General features: G+C 41.2%; 14 protein-coding genes. 3 read left to right on the forward strand and 11 right to left on the reverse strand.

Translation table 11 applies throughout. The annotated features are described in order from the left end of the window. Positions 1-139: 139 nt before the first annotated feature. Complete coding sequence (locus tag AZE41_RS16470) at positions 140-775, forward strand: hypothetical protein (RefSeq protein ID WP_067211679.1); 636 nt, start codon at positions 140-142, stop codon at positions 773-775. Between the two features lie 861 nt (positions 776-1,636). Here the strand turns inward: AZE41_RS16470 and AZE41_RS16475 are convergent. Together AZE41_RS16475 and AZE41_RS16480 are read right to left on the reverse strand one after the other, a co-directional pair. Continuing rightward, positions 1,637-2,080, reverse strand: coding sequence for a MarR family winged helix-turn-helix transcriptional regulator (locus tag AZE41_RS16475; RefSeq protein WP_067211682.1), 444 nt, complete (start codon positions 2,078-2,080; stop codon positions 1,637-1,639). Between the two features lie 98 nt (positions 2,081-2,178). After that, positions 2,179-3,612: an ATP-binding protein gene (locus AZE41_RS16480; RefSeq protein WP_067211685.1), complete on the reverse strand. Its 1,434-nt coding sequence runs from the start codon at positions 3,610-3,612 to the stop codon at positions 2,179-2,181. A 192-nt stretch (positions 3,613-3,804) separates the two neighbouring features. Between AZE41_RS16480 and AZE41_RS16485 the strand changes: the two genes are divergently transcribed. Further along, positions 3,805-5,565 carry a B12-binding domain-containing radical SAM protein gene (locus AZE41_RS16485; RefSeq protein ID WP_067211688.1) on the forward strand — a complete coding sequence of 587 codons (1,761 nt, stop codon included), beginning with the start codon at positions 3,805-3,807 and terminating at the stop codon, positions 5,563-5,565. 177 nt (positions 5,566-5,742) lie between these two features. On the opposite strand, the gene AZE41_RS16490 is transcribed toward AZE41_RS16485, so the two are convergent. The 8 genes from AZE41_RS16490 to AZE41_RS16525 form a co-directional block, all read right to left on the reverse strand. After that, positions 5,743-7,092: a TrkH family potassium uptake protein gene (locus tag AZE41_RS16490; protein ID WP_067214027.1), complete on the reverse strand. Its 1,350-nt coding sequence runs from the start codon at positions 7,090-7,092 to the stop codon at positions 5,743-5,745. Positions 7,093-7,220: 128 nt separating this feature from the next. Beyond that, positions 7,221-7,976, reverse strand: coding sequence for a TerC family protein (locus tag AZE41_RS16495; protein WP_067211691.1), 756 nt, complete (start codon positions 7,974-7,976; stop codon positions 7,221-7,223). A gap of 244 nt (positions 7,977-8,220) precedes the next feature. After that, positions 8,221-9,309: an SDR family oxidoreductase gene (locus AZE41_RS16500; protein ID WP_067211694.1), complete on the reverse strand. Its 1,089-nt coding sequence runs from the start codon at positions 9,307-9,309 to the stop codon at positions 8,221-8,223. A 469-nt stretch (positions 9,310-9,778) separates the two neighbouring features. Beyond that, positions 9,779-10,072 carry a hypothetical protein gene (locus tag AZE41_RS16505; protein ID WP_067211696.1) on the reverse strand — a complete coding sequence of 98 codons (294 nt, stop codon included), beginning with the start codon at positions 10,070-10,072 and terminating at the stop codon, positions 9,779-9,781. Between the two features lie 143 nt (positions 10,073-10,215). After that, the gene (locus AZE41_RS16510; protein ID WP_067211699.1) at positions 10,216-13,281 is read right to left on the reverse strand and encodes an efflux RND transporter permease subunit; all 3,066 of its coding nucleotides are present in this window, start codon (positions 13,279-13,281) and stop codon (positions 10,216-10,218) included. A gap of 385 nt (positions 13,282-13,666) precedes the next feature. Continuing rightward, entirely contained in the window at positions 13,667-15,241 is a 1,575-nt protein-coding gene (locus tag AZE41_RS16515) for a peptide chain release factor 3 (protein ID WP_067211702.1), read from the reverse strand. Between the two features lie 199 nt (positions 15,242-15,440). After that, the gene (locus AZE41_RS16520) at positions 15,441-16,931 is read right to left on the reverse strand and encodes a UDP-N-acetylmuramoyl-L-alanyl-D-glutamate--2,6-diaminopimelate ligase (protein ID WP_067211703.1); all 1,491 of its coding nucleotides are present in this window, start codon (positions 16,929-16,931) and stop codon (positions 15,441-15,443) included. Between the two features lie 13 nt (positions 16,932-16,944). Continuing rightward, positions 16,945-17,997, reverse strand: a complete 1,053-nt coding sequence (locus AZE41_RS16525) for a M42 family metallopeptidase (RefSeq protein WP_067211705.1) — start codon at positions 17,995-17,997, stop codon at positions 16,945-16,947. 94 nt (positions 17,998-18,091) lie between these two features. On the opposite strand from AZE41_RS16525, the gene AZE41_RS16530 reads away from it, so the two are divergent. After that, entirely contained in the window at positions 18,092-19,660 is a 1,569-nt protein-coding gene (locus tag AZE41_RS16530; RefSeq protein WP_067211709.1) for a two-component system sensor histidine kinase NtrB, read from the forward strand. A 22-nt stretch (positions 19,661-19,682) separates the two neighbouring features. On the opposite strand, the gene AZE41_RS16535 is transcribed toward AZE41_RS16530, so the two are convergent. Further along, positions 19,683-21,071 (reverse strand): aldehyde dehydrogenase, encoded by a 1,389-nt coding sequence (locus AZE41_RS16535; protein ID WP_067211712.1) that lies wholly within the window; start codon positions 21,069-21,071, stop codon positions 19,683-19,685. Between the last annotated feature and the right edge of the window lie 4 nt (positions 21,072-21,075).

Genomic DNA, 21,075 nt, shown 5'->3' on the forward strand with positions numbered 1-21,075 from the left:
CATTGAATTGGCTACGGCAACAGGCTATCGCTTGTAAGGCGCCTTCACTCAGTTTATATAGGTATTCATTTATTCAACTTATATATAATGAAACATTACGGCGTCTCAGACGTCAAATTTAACCAAGGAGGGGTTTACGATGAAAAGCAGATGGAGTCTTTTATACGCAGCAATCGCGACCACTTTATTACTTACCGCTTGTGGTACAAGTACCGACAAGGAACCAGAGAATACAAATGGATCAGCGGATGTGGTTGAAAACGTAGACAAAGAAACAGTCACTGAAGGCAAGGAACCGGATACAGAAGTTGATGAGGTTGATGAGGTTCAAGAGGACATAATGAAAAATGCAGACCTGAAGGAAAGCGATGAACAAAGTTACGCTATTTCTGTACTGCCTGACTTTTCATTATCAAGCGAAGAACCCGGTAAGGACAGCCTAATTTCAGCAGACAATGAAGCAGTGTTTATGCGCATCGAGACGGTAGCTAAGGAAGACGGCACATATGACTACTTAGCCGAAAACATGATTGCTGTACTTGAAGCATCAGGGGATGGTAGCGCGCCAATTGAAGTACTAGATGAGAAGTCAATCCCTACAGCTGAAGGCATTGAAAATGCAAAAGTTCTGGCCATAAAAGCTGAAACTGCATCTATTACGGGAATTATTTTCGAACGTGACAATATGGTGGTTAAACTTACAATCTACGATTCTCCAAAAGAAGAATATTTCGAGCAATTCCTTCGTATGGCTGAAACAATCGTTACTAAATAATGGACGACTATCAAGAGTCAAATGGATAACCATCCATTTGACTCTTTTTAATTGCAACAAAAGCGTTCGAGTCTCAGCGGGGGATATCACCTTTCAAAAGCAATGCATATATATGTTGAACAAATGAATACGTCGTATGCGCTTACAAGGGCTTTTGGGAAGTCACTGAAAAAGTCTCGATACTTGGAATGAAACAGAGCTGCTACCAATACCGCTTCGACGCTTTGTGGATGGTCTATTTGAGAAAGCGCATTTCATTATTAGGGATGAAATCTGCAACCTGGATTGCGGATTTCTTGTCTATAATTATATATGTTGAATCCGGTATATATACTGAGCGAAGGCGCCTTAACAGGGGTAGCCAACCGAACAACGAAGAGTTCGGTTTGTATAATTTCTGCGTTCTTTGCAGAAATTATACAGTTAATGTCAAGAGGTTATTCCAGATAGGTTAAAGAATACCTCATCTGGCTTATGGCGGGAGGCATCCCCTAGTGCCATAGCGGTTCAATGGAATTCTTTATTTCAATTTATATAGGTTCAACTAGTAATCACCTTACAATCTCGCCATATACATCCAAAATCACATTTCTCTCGATAATGAATAACCTAGCGCAGGCGCGGCAAAGGGGTCGCCGAAGCCGTAAGACTGGATGCGAAGCGCTAATCTAGGCTTTATGGCAGGAGGCATCCCCAAAGCGCCAAGCGATCTACAATCCACAACCTGAATAACAGCTCTTGCATTATTGAGCGTCATAGTAAATTCAATGGGATTCTTTAATTCAACATGCATAGGTAAAGAATTATATATATTCCTAAGCACTAAAAAAACGCAGCACCCGTTAGACGAGTTACTGCGTTTCACGATAAGTTCTTTACCGAAAGACCTAATTTCCGCACTAATTCAATTGCCTGGTCTTGTTCTTCAGTGGAAAGGGAGGACATGATAGATTCGATATTATTCGCATGCTCCGGGAAGATAGATGTCATTAAATTGACGCCGTCCTGAGTAATCGACATATATGTCACCCGCTTATCTTCTTCACAAAAGACGCGTTCCAATAACCCTCTTTTTTCAAGCTTATCGACAACGTAAGTCATCGAACCACTTCGAAGTAAGATTTTCTGCCCAATCTTCTGGATGGGCTGTCTCCCCCTGTGGTGAAGCAATTCAAGAACGGCGAATTCAGTTGGATTAAGCCCATGCTTTTCACTCGTTTTATGCGCTTCCTCCAAAATCACCTTACTCGCCCTTGAAAGAACAATAAATAATTTCAGTGCCCGTTCTGTATCTTTTGTCATAATGCAGTGCCCCTTCTATAATTACGCTCAATAGTCGCCCTCATTATAACGGCAAACACGTCTTCATGTCAAAAAACCAAGAAGACGTTTCGTACCTTTACTTACAGAGAGAGCACTCTTTTTTCAGCTGTATCTTTCATCGTGGCATGCCCCAATGCCGATGGAAATGTTACGATGAAGGTTGTTCCAATGCCGACTTCACTCTCAACTATAACCGTTCCACCATGTTCTTCTATGTTTTTCAAAACAAATGGTAATCCGAGTCCCGACCCGTCTGACTTGGTGGTGAAGAATGGCAAAAAGACTTGCTTTAATTGACGTTTATCCATTCCTTTACCGGTATCTGAAACCCCCAAAATAACTTTTCCAGGGCTGTCCAAATTTACAAAAATTGAAAGATTCCCTCCAGGAGTCATTGCTTCCATTGCATTTTTGAACAGATTGAGAAGAACTTGTTTAATTTTATCAGAATCACCGACAATCAATGAATCTTTAAGTATATTTTCTTTTTGTGTAATAGTGATTCCATCCATCAAGGCTTTCGGATAGACAACCTGAATCATATCTGCAACCAGCACCCCCAAGGAGAATGTCGTTTTTTCATTCAATCCAGGCTTTGATAGGATAAGCATTTCGCTTAATATAGCCTCCATCCTATCGATTTCTTCATCAATAACGGAAAGGTATTTCATCGTATCCGCAGTTGCGGAAATCTTAAGTAATTGGACAAACCCTTTCAAAGTAGTCATGGGATTTCTAATTTCATGCGCTATACTTGCTGCCAGTTCACCAATCGTCGATAATGAGTTTGAATGGGCCAAACGCTTTTCCATGGCCATTTCTTCTGTTCGATCATTCATTCTTACCAAGTACGTTTGTGACTCGCTATCGTATAGTGTTGTTATCTGATAGTAATTAACATCATTCACATTTCTTATATACTTGGTTGTTATTTCAGCAAATCCATACAGATTTACGTCTTTAAAATAATTAAATATTAACTCAGAGTTGTCCGGAAACAATTTAACGATTGCTCCCACTGTTTTGCCAATAAAATAGTCTTTCGGCAAGTTAAAAAAGGAAGTATGCAAATCATTGACATCGTAGATTATCCCATCACGATCAATAACAACCATGAAGCTATCTGAATTACGAAAAGCGTGTATATAGGTTTTATCCGACTTGTCCACAATACTTTGTGGAACATCAAATAGTGCAATCACCTGTTGGACATCATCAAAATACTCAAGATGCATCTTAACAATTTCTACTCTGTTTCCAAACAGCCGAATATGCACTTCGAACGTTTTATTCTCAGTTTCCCCAAGATTACTAAAGACATTGTCCCAATGATTAACAGTCGGATTAATGAAAAATTCTTTAATATTTTCTTCTCCATCATTGACAAATTCTTCGCAAAATGAATTATTTACATGTAAAAGACTGCCGTCAAGATCAAAAACGGCACCGGGTCTGATTGTATCATCCAGTAGAAAAGTGATATGCTTCATTACCTTTATATTTTTATATTTCAAGTGTATTCCTCCACATCCCATTTTTAAACAATATGAAAAATAACACTGATTCATGCAGAAAGATTAAATTCATACAATAATAAGCTTATTCAAATTATTCCATATTTACGGTGTGATAGGAATGGTCCTTTTTACCTAAATAAGATGAATGCTTGACTTGATAATAACGTTAGAGAGAAAAGGGGTAGAGCTATGAACATTGTACTATCAACATTAAACGCAAAATATATCCATACAAATTTAGCCATTCGCTGCTTAAAAACTTATGCAATGCCAGAGTACAGTCCGGTCATTGCAGAGTACACAATTAAAGATCCGACCATGAATATTGTATCAGATTTATATCAAAAAATGCCGAATGTTGTCGGTTTTAGTTTATATATTTGGAACATTGAAGAAACAATAAAAGTGATGCGTATGCTAAAAAAAGTAAAACCTGACGTGAAAATTATCGCCGGTGGCCCCGAAGTAACATACGATTACGATTACTGGTTAGAACGTGTACCCGAAATTGATGTCATTGTGATCGGAGAAGGAGAACGAACATTTAAACATCTACTTGACGTCTATGCGGGGAAGGAAGACATAGCGGCTGTCCAAGGGATTGCCTATAGAGAAAGGAAACAACTGAAGATTACGGCGCCTGGGCCAAAACTAGATTTACGGGAACTTCCTTCCCCTTTCCAATTTGCAGAGGACATACCCGAGCTGGGCAAAAGAGTGACCTATATTGAAACAAGCCGCGGCTGTCCTTTTTCCTGTCAATTCTGTCTATCCTCTATCGAAGTAGGCGTCCGCTATTTCAACCGGGATGCCATTAAGGAGGATATCCGGTATTTGATGGCCAACGGTGCAAAAACAATCAAGTTTGTCGATCGCACATTCAATATTAGCAGAAGCTATGCGATGGAAATGTTCCAATTCTTGATTGATGAACATGTATCAGGCACTGTGTTCCAGTTTGAAATAACGGGAGATATTATGCGTCCTGAAGTCATCCAATTTCTAAATGATAATGCGCCAGCAGGACTATTCAGATTTGAAATTGGAGTTCAATCAACAAACGATTTAACAAATGAATTAGTCCAGCGCCGCCAAAATTTCGAAAAACTTTCCCGTACCGTAATGATGGTGAAAGAAGGTGGGAAGATTGACCAACATTTGGACTTGATTGCTGGCCTACCCGAAGAAGATTATAATTCTTTCCGAAAAACATTCAATGAGGTTTTTGCAATGAGGCCAGAAGAGATGCAGCTAGGCTTCCTTAAGTTACTCCGTGGAACTGGCTTACGTATACAAGCCGAACAATATGGCTATCAGTTTATCGACGAAGCACCTTATGAAATATTTTCAAATAACGTATTGACGTTTGATGATATCCTGCGAATCAAACAGACCGAGGATGTTCTAGAAAAGTATTGGAACGACAACCGATTACCGCGAACGGTGGAATATCTTGTATCAGAAGTCTTTGAAACGCCATTCGATTTCTTCCAACAATTCGGCTCCTACTGGGAGAATCAAGGTTGGTCCAGAATCGGACATCAGTTGGAAGACTTATTCATACGCTTGAATGACTTCCTAATGAAAGATGGACGTGCCGATATGGATATCACACGCAGTCTACTAAAAATTGATTACCTTGCACACCATAAGTTCCAACCGCGCAAAGTTTGGTGGATTGAGGATATGCCAGTTGAAGAACGCTCTACTATCGAACAGGCATTGCTCGAAAACCCAACTTTATTAGGAGAACGTTTCAGTTCTTTACGTTTGAATAACCGAAATATCCGTAAGCAAACGTTCATCACACCGATTGCTGTTCAACCTGAAGATGTAGAAATCGGTATTGTACAAAAGGCTGCTGGCTATCTTATCACCGTCTTCAGACATGATGATACCCCGTTCTTTATGTTCCTAGAACAATCAGGAAAAGCGCAAGGCGCCTTCTAGACGCGATAGGCATAAGCGAGCCAGCGACGTGGCGCTCTTTGCCACATAGCTATAGCTGGATTGCTTATGACCCGAGCGGCTGGCGCCTGGAGCTAGACACTATTCTAAGTCAAAAAAATATACTTTCTTATCTTTTGAAAAAGGCTGTCCCAATTTAAACTTGGGACAGCCTTTTTATTAACCAATAATAACCCTTTCTTTCGGGTAATGATATTTCAATTTCTTTGTTTTTCCTCCTAATGTAAAGAGGAACGAAATAAGCCCGACCCGTCCAATGAACATTAGTAACATAATAATCACTTTCCCAGTTACAGAAAGATCCGATGTGATACCAAGTGACATACCACATGTCCCGAAAGCTGATGTTATTTCAAACAGCAGTGCAATGACCGGCACACCAGGTTCTGTAATAAGTAGAATAAGGAGTGCGGTCATAACCATCACCAACGCCAAAATAATGACAGCATAAGAACGGAACACATCTATCAGTTTTATTTGCCTTTTAAAGACATTAATGACTTGATTACCGCGAGCAAAGTTTATAAGAAACAGCACTGCAATCGCGAATGTCGTCGTCCGAATTCCGCCGCCTACCGAACTTGGCGATGCACCTATAAACATCAGCGAACTGATGAAAATGTCCGTCGCTTCGCTAAATTTCGTCACATCATACGTTGTTAGTCCTCCTGATCTGGATGACACTGAATGGAATAACGCCGTAAATAGTTTCTCATGCCATGCCATCCCTTTGAACGAATGCATAGATTCCAAAATGAAAATCATAACTGCCCCGAAAACAAGTAAAAATCCAAATGTCGCTGTCGTTATTTTTGTGAATAAAGAAAAACGAAAATGAGGCACTTTTTTTGAAAAATAACTTTTCACTTCGATAAGAACCGGAAAACCGATGGCACCGAGAATAATTAGAATCATCGTTAATGTCTGAACGAAGTAATCATTGAAATACTGCGCGAGTGAAGTTTCTGCAATAGTAAAGCCCGCGTTCGTTGTCGCAGATACAGACATGAACATCCCGTTAAGAAGTGCTTCGCTAAATGTATCATAAAACCGCATAATATAAGCTGTAAATATAAGCCCACCGATAATTTCAATTAATAATATTATTTTAATGATTTCCTTGATTAGATGAACAAGCCCTGCAAGGTTATATTGATTATGTTCGACCATGATTAGTTGCCTTTCTCGCAAACCAATTCGCTTCTTAACGAGGAGCCAAAAAAATGTCCCTATCGACATAATTCCAATTCCACCAATTTGCAAAACAAGCATAAGCATACAAATACCAAAAACCGAATAAGTACTTCCGATGCTGATGGGCGCCAGTCCAGTAACACTTACGGCACTTACGGCTGTAAACAAGCTGTCAATGAAACTTATCTTTACTCCAGGCAAGTATACTCCAGGCAAATTCATCAGTAGTAATGAAAAGGCGATGGCCAGAAAATAATAAAACACTATAACTTGTGCAGGTGTGAACCTGCGTAAATTCTCACGATTGAATTTCAACCAGTTCACCGTTCCTTTCACCAATAATATGGTGTCGTACCTATTTTAGAGAAGTCGCATGAAAAAGGAAAGGACGAATTTGATAAAAATAGAAAAGCAGCCATGCAATCACATGGCTGCTTTTCATATTATGCTTTCTTTTTGTTATTTCTAACCCCAGCCAAGTAGCCACTTAGCGCTATTCCAACAAGAACAATCCAGAATGTCACTTGCCATAAAGTTGAATGTGGGAAGCTTTCATCGAGGATTCCCAAGCCTGGATGTGACAGTGTAAGCACAGCCAATTTGACACCGACCCATCCAACAATAAGAAATGCTGCTGTTTCCAAGGTAGGAAACTTTTGCAAAAGAACAACGAATTGACGTGCAGCAAATCGCATGATCACTAAGCCAATAATACCACCCAATAACATGACGATGAATTGTCCACCGTTAATGCCACCTATATCGAAGTTACCAAGCTTAGGCAACGTTACAGCAAGTGCAACCGCCGCCAACATCGAATCGAGCGCAAATGCGATATCCGCAAGTTCGACTTTCACAACAGTCATCCAAAAACCAGACTGCTTACGTTTTTTAGCATCAGGATGTGTATCCTCAACTTTTCGCTGATCCATAATATTCTTAATGGAAATGAACAATAAGTAGATTGCTCCGAGTGCTTGAATTTGCCAAATATTCACTAGGAACGTAATCATGAACAAGGCTGCAAAGCGGAAGACAAACGCTCCTAATAAACCGTAAAAAAGTGCTTTCCTTTGCTGTTCACGCGGTAAATGCTTGACCATGACCGCCATAACAACGGCATTATCTGCTGCCAGTAATCCTTCTAGTACGATAAGTACAACGAGTACCCATGCATATTCCAATAATATTGCTTCCAAATCGATTCCCCCTGTTTTTTTGCAAAATAAAAGAGACCCTCACCTAATAAAAGGCAAAGGTCTCGCTAAGTCGGAATTTTAGTTTTGCAAAAATCCAGCTATCATAACCGATGGCAAAAGCCATGTATTGACGACTATGAAATAGGTTTCCCTATAGCTACTCCCCCTTGACATAAAGTCAAAAGTTATTAAGTTCGGGTTCTTTTGTTTGATTATACCATAGTTGGTCAAAAAGTAAATATTATTACCCGATTTTTATATGATAATCGCTATTTTTCTTATTCTTTTCATAAAATGCGGTCATGGATGGAATCGAGGCTAGGAAATCAGCACATTGTATATCGCTTCCTTGCAGTAGCTCCTCTGCAACTGTCGTATCGAAAGTGGCATCCCACATCATATAATCCAGTGTTTCTGCCTCCACGCCAAGTCTACGCTGTAAGCGGATTGAGGCAAGGCCTCTTTCTGCAAGAAGCCGCGGCAATCTTCCCTTAGGCTTTTTGCCTGTCAATTCAACGACCATTGCGCAGTAAATCTCTTCAATCGGGTGCGGTGTAGGATCCGTTAAATGAACCGTTTTACCAGTAGCTCCTATGTGATTGGATAAATACACTGAAGCCTCGATTATATAATCAATCGGCACAACATTTATGCATGTCCGCGTTTTCCCCACGTAAGGAATAATTGGCATCCATCGCAATTTATCGATCATATTCATAAAGAAATATGGCCCGTCAAACTTAATCGTCTCCCCAGTTTTCGAGTGGCCTCGTACAATTCCAGGTCGGATAATAGTCACGGCTGCCTCCTTCTTCAGTTCTTCCACAAGTAGTTCCGCTTCAAATTTGGTTTCTTCATAATGATTTTTAAAAGAAGTCGGACGAATCAGCTCAGTTTCAAGCAACTTACCCTCTCGTTTTCCTGCAACATACGCTGTACTAAAATACACGATCCGCTCAATAGAAGGATGAGTACGGACAAATTCAATAACTTGTCTCGTCCCCCCAACATTTACCTTCCAAGCAATTTCAGCTTTTACCGCGAGATCATATATGGCGGCGAGATGCCACACAGTTAACTTTTCCTCGTGCAAATCTTTAATCGTCTGCTGCGCCATCCCAAGTCCTGGTTGCGTAATATCCCCGACCAGAATTTCAAACGGAAAAGTAACATTCATTTCTCTCATAATAGATGTAGCTTTTTCCTTTGCGAGACCAGCTTGGCTAGATTGAACGACTACGTAAACCTTCCTCACTTCTCCAACACGTACCAATTCTTTTATCAATTGCGTAGCAATAAATCCAGGAAAGCCGGTAAAAAAATGAGTTCTCATATAATACCCCCTTATTTTGTAGTATAACATTTGAATTAGACTGTTAGAAGAATATTCTGTTTACAGCCCGAATGGTTCCCTTAGAATAGTTATGATTGCACGTCTGTTGATTAACCATTTTCTTGCATAAAGAGCAGGTAAGAAATGCTTGAAGAACACCGTTTCACCGGATCATTTCCAGTCTGCTTTTGGCGAACTATTCATGACAACTTTACCGAGGGGCAAGTGTGGGTAGAAATGACTTCATCATTCCTACCCACACTCTTTTCAGTAATCCTGTTACGACTAGTTGCCTGTGGCGTTCCTACAACGTTCAAGTGAAAAATACAGCTGTTTTAGAAAAAAAGAATAGATGACTTTTATAAGGTTATAAGTGCCCGAAGATACAATTTCGGGCACTCTTGCACGTTGTACAATGTGTTCTTGCTTACTTTGAGTAAAGTGTACGCGTCATATCATGCGATGAACTTTAAGAAAGTGACTCTTCCTTAACTAAAAAAGACAAGACTATGGAGAAGACTTCAGCCGCCAAAATTGCATCTTTGGCGGCTATTATCCAGATAAGCAGCCCCGCTATTTTTTCGTCCCGAAAAGCTTTAGCACTTTGTGTACGTATCCATTTGGATAGCGACGGATGAATAAGCACCATACGATTACCGAAAAAATGTGTAGGAATGCGACGAAGTCGCATTCCTACACATAAAGACATCTCGGTAATCGTATAGAGGTCGTTCAATCCAAGCAATCCAAATATACTGTACACGAAGCGCCTGCTGTTTGATTAAGTTATTTACTGGTTGTTTTTGGTTAATCAACACATGTGTTATGATTGTTAACTTTGAGTTTATTACCGTCATGAAAAACTCAACAATTAAAAGAACCTCCCAATAAAGGGAGGCTCTACGGTTATTTACTTTCGACTGCACGTTTTCTCGTTTGTCGATCAAATAAGCTATAAATGATTGGTACAATATACAACGTGAACAAGGTCGAACTAAGTAATCCACCGATAACTGCAATTCCCATCGGCTGATTCATCTCGGTTCCTTCACCAATACCCAGCGCAAGAGGTAATAAGCCAAGAATAGTCGTCAGTGCAGTCATCAGGATCGGACGTAAACGATCCCTGGCCGAGGCAATAATAGCATCATATGAGCTGAGTCCCGCTTCTTTTCGTTGATTAATATAATCAACCAGGACAATCCCGTTGTTGACCACGATACCAACGAGGACGAGAATCCCGATTATTGCTGTGACACTGATTGGCGTACTTGTCAGGAAGAGGCCTAGCCCTACTCCAATGATCATAAGTGGCACAGAGAACATAATGACAAATGGGTATTTAAATGATTCGAACTGTGCCGCCATGACAATGTAGACAAGTACAACGGCTAGTAGTATCGCCATGACCATATCATCAATCGCACTTTCGAATAACTCTCTGTCACCGCCAAATGTTAGGTCAATTTCTTCCGGCAACTTAAGCCTGTCAATTGTATCATTCACTTTAGCCGTCATATCACCAAGTGATTGAGACGATTCATACTTCATAGTAAATGTTACCGAGTGTGCTTGATCGACTCGTTGGATAGAAACGGGTCCTTCCGCAATTTCGATTTTAGCAACTTCCCCAAGTCTCACAAATGTACCTGTTGGAGTACGGAGTTCCAATTTTTTCAACTGGTCCATACTGTTACGGAACTTCTTATCGTATTTCACATAGACACCGAACACTTCGTCGTTTTTTCCGATAATCTGTGTGGCTAATGAACCACGAGTCACACTGTTTACTGTTTGTGCAATTTGATAAGGCGCCAGTCCATTGTTAGATGCTTTTTGGCGGTCCACTTCAATTTGGATTTCTTGAACAGTATTTTGAAGATTATTTGTCACTTCCGTTACGGAATCAAGTTCGACCAGTTCATTGTTCAAGTTTGTAACTGCTTCGTTCAGACGTTCTTCGTCTGTATCCTTCAATGAGAATGTCAACGTATTCGGACTTGAACCCGCTGCTGTCTGCATCACGAAGCCTATTTTGGCAGCGTCACCTACAGTTTTCAATACTTTGGGTTGCACATCATCTACGAATTTAAAGATCGAGCGTTCCCTTTCCGCAAGCGGTACAAGTTTGACGGATATTTCTGCAATATTAGCTTTAGATGTACCTTGCGCGATATCCTGTTGCGTTCCACCAACAAGACTAACGTATACTTCCACATCATGCTCATCTTTCAATTGCGCTTCAATTCGTTTTACTACTTCATCTGTCGCATCTGAAGATGAACCGTTTGGTAACTTCACTGTAATGCTGACAAATCCCTCATCAGTCGCTGGCAAGAATTCGGTTCCGACCTTAGTTAAAGCAAAACTACTTAACACCAGCACAATTAGTGTAGTTAACAGGACAACAGAACGATGTTTCAGTGCCCACTTCACCGATCTTTCAAAGTTATTCAATCCTTTTGAGCGGCGTCTCCTAGCTGCTATATTTTTCGTCGGTTTCTTTAGCATACGGCTCGCCATCATGGGTACAACCGTCAATGCAACAACGAGTGATGCGAATAAACTAAAGGAAATTGTCAAGGCAAATTCCGTGAAAATCTGCCCGATTAATCCGCTGATGAAAATAACTGGGACAAAAACGGCAAGCGTTGTTAACGTTGACGCAATAATGGCACCGCCAATTTCCTTCGAACCTTCAGAGGCTGCAATTTGCGGATCCTTCCCCATAGCAAGATGTCGTTCAATATTTTCAATGACGACAATCGAGTTATCAACTAGCATCCCTATACCAAGCGCAAGCGCACCAAGAGTCATAATATTAAGCGAGAAATCAGCAAAATACATGAGAACAAATGTCACAATGACCGAATATGGAATGGCAATACCAATAATAATTGGACTTTTTATGCCACGCAGGAAGAAGAACAATACAAGCATTGCGAAAATACCGCCTAAAATAAGCGACTGTCCAATATTTCCTATGGCGAGTTTTACATAATCCCCTTGGTCAAATAAAATATCTGACTCGACACCTTTGAATTCTTCTTTTTCCAACAGATTGTCAAGAGCCTCTTTGAAGGCGGTCGACACATCCGCTGTATTTGCACCAGATTCTTGCAACACGGACATCAGAACAGCCTGCTGGTCATTTGCACGCGTTTCTGTGGCAGACTCTGCTTCGACAAGTGCAACATCCGCCACATCTGCAATTGTTACTGTAGCGCCATTTATCGGATTCGCACCAATCGCGATACTCCGAATGTCGGATATGGTCGTTAATGTACTGACAATACGGGTTGTGAGTTGCTTGCCATCCACCGTTTTAATTGGTTCACCAGGCATAGACACATTGTTTGCTTGAATCATCTTGACGATATCGGCTTGTTCAAGGCCATTCGCTACGAGTTTGTTCTGATCCATAATGATTTGTACTTCTTCTATCAATTGACCCGAAACGGAAACACTTGCTACGCCTTTCGTCCGGCGTAATTCAGTTTCTAGCTGATCCGCAATTTTCCGGATATCTGTATCATCCGCAGTTGCACGCAGTGACAATTGAATAACCGGGAACTGGGACGGATCAAATTTCATAAAACGTGGTTTTGTGGCACCTTCTGGGACTGGAATTTGATCTACCCTTTGCATAATATCGAGCTGGACATCATCGATTTTCGTTGACCAGTCAAACATAAGTAAGATGAAATTGGCGCCCTCCTGCGAGGTGGATTGCATTGATTTCAATCCAGGCGCAGTCGAAAGACTCGCTTCGAGTGGTTTTGTTATTTTCTCGCTCACTTCTGCCGGAGATGCACCTGGATAACTTGTCACAACGACAGCAATCGGCGGGTTCAATTCTGGTATTAGCGTCACTGGAATACGAAAGAATGATACCGCCCCTAAAATGATGATAAGAAACATAATGACAATCGTAAATACGGGCCTTTTTATAGAAAAATCACTAATTTTCATGGACACGTTCCTTTCTTTATTGGAAAAGCGGAAGGCGCCGCCTAGCCCCGACAGGCATAAGTGATAAAGGAAGTCAGTCTAAGAACGCGACGTCCTGTCGCAACAAGGAGGTATGTAGTTCAATCCCTCCCCGCTGCGTAACTCACATCCTGTAAGCCTCCGAGTGGTTGGCGCCTGGAGTCTAGACAACGACCAAAGTAGAAAAAATCGGTATTTTCTTATCTTTTAAAAAAGCTTCACTCCATTAATCATAATGAAACATGGTGTCGACTTCAAACGGGAGCGCCTAAAGCTTTGGTAACGGACTTAATTAATATCCTTCAACTGTTCGTAAATGATAAGAAAACCCGACAGGACGGATAGACCGTCTTGCCGGGTTTTTAAATTATAATTGACTATATAATTCGATTTCCGGATACTTATCATGGAACCAACGCATTGCAAAATCGTTTTCAAATAAGAATACACGTTTGTCGTGGCGATCTTTTACAAGCATTGCTCGTTGCCCTGCCATAGATTCTTTGACGTCACCTTCGTTGACAATCCAGCGCGCAACTTTCGAACCGACGTGCTCCATGCGCACTTCGACGTTATACTCATTCTTCATTCGGTGCTCGAACACTTCAAATTGAAGTTGACCAACTGCACCTAAAAGTACTTCCTCAGTATGGAGCGTCCGGTAATATTGAATTGCTCCCTCTTGCACAAGCTGAAGAATTCCTTTATGGAAATGTTTAGACTTCATAACGTTTTTCGCTGTTACCCGAACAAAGAGTTCCGGTGTAAACTGTGGTAACGCATCGAATAGGAAGTTTGATTTACCACCGATTACTGTATCCCCGATTTGGTAGTTACCTGTATCGTGAAGTCCAATAATATCACCAGCTACCGCTTCCTCCACTATTTCACGATCATCCGCAAGGAACTGCGTTGTCTGTGTCAGTTTGAATGTCCTGGAAATACGCGGAACCGTTACAGTCATTCCACGTTCGAATGCACCTGAAACAATACGAACGAATGCGATTCTATCACGGTGCATCGGATTCATATTCGCTTGAATTTTGAAGATAAAACCTGAAAACTCTTCCGAATACGGATCGATTTCTGTTTTATCTTTTGTTATTCGTGGTTGTGGTGGTGGTGAAAACTGTAAAAACGTTTCCAAAAATGTCTGCACACCAAAGTTTGTCAATGCACTGCCGAAAAATACAGGTGTCAGTTCACCTATTGCTATTTTCTCTTCATCAAAATCATTGCCTGCTTCGTTAAGAAGTAGAACGTCTTCAAGTGCTTGCTTATAATATGATGTTTCCATCATTGGATGTGGTTCTGCAAGCCCTCCGTCTTCATTGATCGCAAGAAAACGCTTGTCATCGTCGACCCGTACCTGTTCAACACGGTTGTTAAAACGATCGTAAATACCAAGGAACTCTTTACCCATTCCAATTGGCCAGTTCATCGCGTAAGACTGGATACCAAGCACTTCTTCCAATTCTTCCATCAGTTCAAGCGGTTCTTTCCCTTGACGGTCCATTTTATTAATGAACGTGAAGATTGGAATCCCACGCATACGGCATACTTTGAATAATTTAATCGTCTGTGGCTCGATTCCTTTTGCTGAATCGACCATCATGACAGCCGCATCGACGGCCATAAGTGTACGATATGTGTCTTCACTGAAATCTTCGTGTCCCGGTGTATCCAAGATGTTAACGCGCTTACCATCGTAATCGAATTGCATGACGGATGATGTTACCGAAATTCCACGTTGCTTCTCAATTTCCATCCAGTCAGAAGTTGCGAATTTCCCTGATTTCTTACCTTTTACTGTTCCGGCATCGCGGATTGCACCACCGAAATAGAGTAGTTTTTCTGTGATTGTCGTTTTCCCGGCATCCGGGTGAGAAATAATTGCAAACGTCCGGCGGGATGCAATTTCTTCATGTATTGGTTTGTCCATTGTATATTGTCTCCTTCTGCTCTGCTTTCCTTAGCATAGACACATTGGAGGATGATTTCAACAATTTTTTATCGGAATTAGTGAAGCACAGGTAAAACTGAACGTCAGATTCCCAAAACTCTTCAACAACAGCAAAACCACGATGTCATCCATTCCACAAAAAAAAGAGCTATCCCAAAATCAGGACAACTCTCTCTACTCATTTTCCAACTAATCCTGTACCAAATTTCTTCTCTGCCTCTACCAGCGCAATCTCCGCGTCTGAGTGTGGGTATTTCGTAGAGCCGATAATTTGATAATCCTCATGCCCTTTACCAGCGAAAATGATAATGTCATCACGCTCTGCAACCGCTATCGCATGGCGCACTGCTTCCGGTCGATCACCAATACATGCATACTGATTATGCTTCATACCCGCTTCCAACTCTGCAAGTATCGATTCATACGGCTCGTCCCGCGGATCGTCCGTCGTTAAGATTACATAATCTGCGACGGATGCTTTATCTGCCATAATCGGACGTTTTATCCGATCACGGTTGCCACCCGTACCAATGACGAATATTAGACGACTTCCTTCCTTCTTATAAGGAAGAACTGCATCAATCGCTTTTTCAATAGCATCAGGTGAATGCGCATAATCGACATACATTGTAATCGGCAATTCTGTCGGTACTTGTTCCATACGCCCTTTAACGGCTGAAATCTTCCCTAGATAGTTAATAACATCTTCAGTCATCATTCCTTTGGCATACAAAGTAGCGATGACCGCGAGCGCATTATAGACACTGAATTCACCAATGAGGCTCATGTCAACTCGGAATTCACCATCGGGCGCAGTAAGCCTGAATGTCGTACCATTTGCCCGTAGCTCAATATCCGATCCACGAAAAACGGCTTCATTTTGGATACCGTATGTCAAAACTGGATAAGAAGTCATTTCCAGTAGCTTGTTGCTCCATTCATCGTCTGCATTGACAACGGCAAATTTACGCTTTTCCAAGTCTTGTCCTAGCTGAGAAAACAACAATCCTTTCGCCTGACCATAATTGTCCATTGTCCCATGGTAATCGAGATGATCATGCGTTAGATTTGTAAAAACAGCGATGTCAAATTCCGTACCAGCCAAACGACCTTCCACTAGACCATGTGACGATACTTCCATCGTCATTGTTGTACATCCTTCATCCGCTGCACGGGCAATCATCCCTTGTGTCGTCAATACATCAGCCGTCGTGTTCTCAGTCTCATAAAGGGTTCCATCCAAATCGAAACCGATTGTTCCAGTAACGGCGGATTTCTCACCCGCCCGCTGAAGAATCGCTTGGATGATGCCACTGACACTCGTCTTGCCGTTCGTACCCGTTACCCCAATCATCGTCATCCGCTTCGATGGATAATCATAAAAACGGGACGCCAACAAGCTGATAGCCCGTGACGTATTTTCAACCATTACCACCGCGACTTTTTCCAAATCGACATCGACTTGCTTCGAAGCAACAATCACCCTTGCTCCATTGTCCACGGCTTTCCCAACGTAATTATGGCCATCTACCGTAAATCCTTCGATACAGACGAAAATTCCTCCTGCATTGACCGCGCGCGAATCAATCGCGATATCCGTCACAGTCGGCGGAACCGCTCCTGCTACCCGTTTGACAGGTAACATTGAAAGTAACTTTTCCGTTTCCATTAAACCCCTCCGTTCAGTCCATCATTGCTGAAGTTACATATGCACGAAGCAGCTGTGCTGATGCTTTTAGCGAATCGATATGTGTCCGTTCCAATGCATGCGATGATTCGATGCCTGGACCAAACAATGCATGTTTCACGTCAAAGCCCGCTCGAATTGCAGCAGATGCATCTGAACCGTAAAACGGGTAAATATCAAGTTTGAACGGAATGTACCCTTCTTTGCAAAGGCCCGTCAAATGTTGTGTCAACGCATAATGATATGGCCCGCTTGAATCTTTGGCACAAATCGACACTGTATATTCGTCCGAAGTTTGCCCGTCACCAATCGCTCCCATATCGACCGCGATATACTCAACAGTCTCAACTGGAATATTAGAGTTACCACCATAACCGATTTCTTCATTGTTAGAAATATAGAAATGCGTCGTATGCGGAAGTTTGACCCCTTCTTCTTTCAATGAACGAATCAGTTCAAGCAACAGCGCAGTACTCGCTTTATCATCAAGATGACGTGACTTAATGAAACCGCTGTCCGTCGCTTCAAAACGAGGATCGAATGATACAAAATCGCCCACTTCAATACCTAGTGCACGTGTTCCAGCTGCATCAGTTACTTTCTCGTCAATACGCACTTCGATATTTTCCACGCTTCGTTCTGCAGTCCCTGCGTTTTTATAAACATGAACTGTAGTCTGATGCATAAGAATTGTTCCTCGGACTTCTTTCCCTGACGCCGTATGAATGAGGCAGTATTCTCCTTCAACCGCGTTCCAATTGAAACCACCAATCATTGTCAACTTCAGGCGACCATTGCTTTTCACTTCTTTCACCATCGCCCCAAGTGTATCGGTATGCGCTGTAAGCAGACGATGTCGCGTTGAATCCACTCCTTCAATCGTTGCAATGATTGCCCCTTTGTTTGTTTTCTTATGTGTTACCCCAATTTCGTCAAGTTCCTTTGCTATTAACTTCATCACTTTTTCCGTATAACCTGATGGACTTGGTGTCTCCACAAGCCTTTTTAGTAGTTCAACAATACGTTTTTCATCAAATGTTGTAGTCATTTCTATTTCCCCTCTCTCTCGCGTCGAAATATGTAATTCAATCCCAATGTCGAATCATGTATGATAAGTATAAAGTAATGTTGTGAGGTGCCCAATGAAAGATTCGACAATCGTCCATTCACGCAATATGTTTATTATACTTTTTTTTGCCTCTAGCGTCACCGTACATATTTTCACGTCACTTCTTTTAGATTTTCATAGCGCAATGATTTCAGGCCTTATCGGATTGTTCATCGTTACTGTACTGTTTGTCCTTTATAAATCGGGGATGAATTCTCTTACTTTTCGAATCCCCCTAATAATTGGGTACTTTTTATATATACTTATTTCAAACTTAGTAAATCCTGATTTAGTACACTTATTTTATCTTATCTTCCCTATCGCCTTAGTGGCAATCTACAATATCACTTGGTTAAACATACTGATTATGGCCATCACGGGTATAGAAGTGTTTGTTTTATTTTACTTATTCAGTCCAATTTATAAATCAGTGGATGAAACTCAATTACTCCCCAATATAGCTTTCATTTTCAGCTTGGCGGTGTTCCTTTGCGTACTGTACACTTTCAGAATCACACCGGAATGGAACAATATCTTCAAGGAAAACAAGAAGTTGGATGTTTTACTTACATCCAGAGAAAGCTATCTCGATCTCTTTTTTGAACATACGGAAGACGCAATTGTTGTGTTCGACTTAGATCAGAACATTGTCGCAATGAATCCCGCATTTGAAAAAACATACGGCTGGAAGCGCGAGGAATGCATGGGACGTTCGCCACGACTCTTCCCTTTGTCCGAGGATGCAACGATTGCAGAGAGGACAAAAAAATTATTGAACGGGGAAAGTTATCATTTTCTGCTAACCAAAGAGATGAGGAAAGATGGTACCGTGTTTGATGCTGAACTGACATTAGCCCCTATCTACGATTCTGAAAAAAAGTTAGTCGCCACGTCATTCATTGCACGCGACATTACACTTAAGCTACAAGCTGAACAACTAAAAATCGATACAGAAAAACTAAAAGTAATCGGTGAGATTGCAGCAAGCGTCGCCCACGAAGTACGTAATCCTATGACATCCATTTCAGGATTCGTACAGATGATGAACAACGATCCCGCTAATCCATATCGCGCATACACCGAAATTATGTATACAGAAATAAACCGTATTGATTTGATAGTCAGTGAGTTTCTCGTCCTATCAAAACCGAATTTAAAAAAATTCACTGATTTCTACATTGAAAAGTCACTTCTAGATGTAGTATCGATATTCGAAACGGAATTTAGTAATCGGTCAATTTTTTGCGATGTTCAGATTCCTAAAAATAATGCAATCATTAGAGGTAATGAAGATGGTATGAAACAAGTCTTCATTAACTTATTTAAAAATTCGTGTGAAGCGCTTGTAAAAAACGGCATAATCACTATCGTTGTCAAATTCCAAGACGAAAGAGTTACTATCTTCATCCGCGATAACGGTCCCGGGATGAATACCGAAACAATTGATAATCTATTTGAACCATTTTACACGACTAAAGCAGAAGGTACCGGCCTTGGCATGCTAATTACAAAAAAAATCATCGTCGATCAAGGCGGAACGATAACCGTGACCAGCAAAATAAATCATGGAACCGAAACAACGATTATACTTCCACTAGTTTAAACGAAAAGAAAACCGCCACCCATTAACGGATGAGCGGTTTTACTATTTTTAATTTATTGCCGTATGGCGGAAATGCAAGTGTCATTGGAATGGACGTACTTTTTTTCATCATGGATTTTGCATGTGTGAACGTATCGAAACTTGCTTTTCCATGGTATGCACTCATACCTGATGAACCGACTCCGCCAAACGGTAAATTAACGTTACCAACATGAGCAATTGTATCGTTAATACATCCCCCGCCAAACTGCACGTTTTCAATGAAATAATCCGCGGCTTGCCCGTTTTCAGTAAACATATACGCCGCGAGCGGTTTTGGCAATTTACGAATACTTTGAATCGCTTCACCGAGATTCTCATACGTCATAACCGGTAGGATTGGACCGAATATCTCCTCTTCCATTGAAGCACTATTCCATGAAATAGTATCAAGCACTGTCGGTTCAATGAATAAATCTGAGCGGTCAGAACCACCACCACTTATCACATGTGCACAGTCTTTATTGATAATGTCAATTAGACGATTGAAATGTTTGTCACTGATAATTCTACCGTAGTCCGGACTTTTTGAAACATCTTTCCCGTAAAATTTACGGATTGCAGTAAGCATTTCTTTGACAAGTTTCTCTTTGACAGAATCATGAACAAGTATATAATCCGGCGCGACACATGTCTGTCCTGTATTAACAAATTTCCCCCAGACAATGCGTTCAGCTGCTTTTTTAATATTGGCAGACTGGTCTACAAGAGCAGGACTTTTCCCGCCTAGTTCAAGCGTAATTGGTGTCAGCCGTTCAGCTGCCGCCTTCATAATAACTTTCCCAACTGCTACACTGCCTGTGAAAAATATATAATCGAAGGAAGCGTGGATGAGTGCGGAAGTTTCTTCACGCTCCCCTTCTACGACTCGGATATAGTCTGGCGAGAATGTTTCTTTCACTATTTTTTTAATAATATGTGCCGTGTGGGCAGCTACCTCGGACGGTTTGACAATTGCGCAATTTCCACCTGCAATCGCTCCAACAAGCGGTTCCATCACAAGTTGAAACGGATAGTTAAACGGACCAATGATTAATACGGATCCGTATGGTTCACGAACAATGAAACTTTTCGCAGGTTTTAGATGAACAGGTGTCTTCACCGTCTCATCCTCCATCCAGCCTTCAAGATGCTTAATCATGTAAGAAATGCTTGAAAGGACGAAACCGATTTCCGTCACATAAGACTCGAAAGGACTTTTACGCAGATCTTTATGTAACGCTTCCGTAATTTCAGCTTCATTCGCAACAATTGCGTCTTTCAATGTCAAAAGCATTTCTTTACGGAATGCAAAACTTCTTGTTTGGCCTGAAAAATAATATGCGTGTTGGGAAGCAATCATCGATTCCACGTCTTGTGCAGTAAAGTTCAACTTA

It is taken from the genome of Sporosarcina psychrophila (assembly GCF_001590685.1).
In the GTDB taxonomy this organism is placed as follows: domain Bacteria; phylum Bacillota; class Bacilli; order Bacillales_A; family Planococcaceae; genus Sporosarcina; species Sporosarcina psychrophila.

Coding starts and splice junctions, on each gene's coding strand:
- AZE41_RS16515 (WP_067211702.1), bottom strand. CDS start 15,241: ATGGACAAACCAATACATGAAGAAATTGCATCCCGCCGGACGTTTGCA.
- AZE41_RS16510 (WP_067211699.1), bottom strand. CDS start 13,281: ATGAAAATTAGTGATTTTTCTATAAAAAGGCCCGTATTTACGATTGTC.
- AZE41_RS16500 (WP_067211694.1), bottom strand. CDS start 9,309: ATGAGAACTCATTTTTTTACCGGCTTTCCTGGATTTATTGCTACGCAA.
- AZE41_RS16530 (WP_067211709.1), top strand. CDS start 18,092: ATGAAAGATTCGACAATCGTCCATTCACGCAATATGTTTATTATACTT.
- AZE41_RS16470 (WP_067211679.1), top strand. CDS start 140: ATGAAAAGCAGATGGAGTCTTTTATACGCAGCAATCGCGACCACTTTA.
- AZE41_RS16525 (WP_067211705.1), bottom strand. CDS start 17,997: ATGACTACAACATTTGATGAAAAACGTATTGTTGAACTACTAAAAAGG.
- AZE41_RS16485 (WP_067211688.1), top strand. CDS start 3,805: ATGAACATTGTACTATCAACATTAAACGCAAAATATATCCATACAAAT.
- AZE41_RS16520 (WP_067211703.1), bottom strand. CDS start 16,931: ATGGAAACGGAAAAGTTACTTTCAATGTTACCTGTCAAACGGGTAGCA.